We start from the raw sequence: 1,383 nt of genomic DNA, 5'->3' as shown, positions 1-1,383 counted from the left end.
GGACTTCATCAAGGCCATGGGCAAGCAGAACGAGGAATTCATCATGATCCTCGATATCGCCAAGGTCTTTTCCGCCCAGGAACTGTCATTGATCCACGAAAAAAACGACCCGGAAGACCAAGCCGGATAGCCGATTCGTGCCCATGTCGCGCCACTATTGTCACATATTTACCAGCCACCGGGCATTGCACAGAAAGTTTGATTGTGACACTGGGCACAAAATACCACGTTGCACTTCCATCACGATTCGGAGACCGGCATGAAAAACATCAAACTTGGCCCCAAGCTCATCGGCGGTTTTTGCCTGACCGCCCTTATCGCCCTTGCCATCGGCATCATCTGCATCCTGGGCATGCGCGACCTGTCGGACAGCATCAATGTTCTCGGCACCCGCTCCCTGCCCACGGTGGAACATTTGCTGCGCATGAAGGGCAGCATCAATGAACTGACCACCAACCTGCGGACCCTGCTCAGCACCGACCTGACCGCCCAACAGCGCCGGGACACCGCCAATGCCATCCAGAACATTCGCGAGGAATACGGCAAATCCCTGGAAATTTATCGCGATCTGCCCCATAGCCAGGAAGAATCCGCCCTGTGGAGCCAATGCCAGGATACCCTGAACGACCTGACCAAGACCAACAATCGGGTCCTGGAACTCAACCAGCGGCTGGTCATGCTCGACATCATGGCCCCGAACCTGCTCATGGAGCAGCTGCAGCAGTTCCGGGGCGACCACTACAAACTCGTGACCCAGATCGATCAGCTGCTGGCCACGAACACGCCGTTTGACGGTGGCGAGGACCACCTGTCCTGCGCCTTTGGCAAATGGGCCGGAGCCTTCACCACCACCAACCCCAAACTCCAAACCGCCATCAACGCGGTCCAGGAAGATCACCAAAAATTCCATACGTTGATCCGCGACATCAAGGACGCCGTGGCGCGCGGCAATGCCGAGGCCACGACCCGCTCCCACGCCGCCTTGCTCGTGACCGCGGAAAACGTGTTCACGCAGTTCAGAAACATGCGCGCCGAGGCCGAGGAGCCCCAGAAGGCCCTTGAAGACATGGGCACGCAGCTCATGGTCGAGGCCAAGCCCACCCAGGACAAGCTGGACAAGCTTTTGGTCGATATCGTGCAGCTGTCCACCGGCATCAGCGCCACGACCATCACCTCGGCCCGGGATGAAGCTGGCCAGGCCATGGTCGTGGCGGGAACGGGCATGGCCATCGGCGTGGTCATCGCCCTGGCCCTGGGGCTCCTGCTGACCCGATCCATTACCGCCCCGGTCTACAAGGGCGTGGAGTTCGCCAAAAAAATCGCCCAGGGCGACCTGACGGCCGAGGTGGACGTCAACCAGAAGGACGAACTCGGCATCCTGGC

2 protein-coding genes are annotated in these 1,383 nt (G+C 59.4%); both read left to right on the top strand.

Annotated elements, in window-relative coordinates; translation table 11 throughout:
* A partial coding sequence (locus EOL86_15030) for a chemotaxis protein CheW (GenBank protein ID NCD26882.1) occupies positions 1 to 130 on the top strand: 130 nt, incomplete at its 5' end.
* Positions 131 to 259: 129 nt separating this feature from the next.
* The coding region (locus EOL86_15025) for a methyl-accepting chemotaxis protein (GenBank protein ID NCD26881.1) at positions 260 to 1,383 on the top strand (1,124 nt) is incomplete at its 3' end.

It is taken from the genome of Deltaproteobacteria bacterium (genome assembly GCA_009930495.1).
Taxonomy (GTDB): domain Bacteria; phylum Desulfobacterota; class Desulfovibrionia; order Desulfovibrionales; family Desulfomicrobiaceae; genus Desulfomicrobium.
The sequence above is the reverse complement of the archived record's forward strand: the minus strand, read 5'-3'. Positions and strand labels throughout refer to the sequence as shown.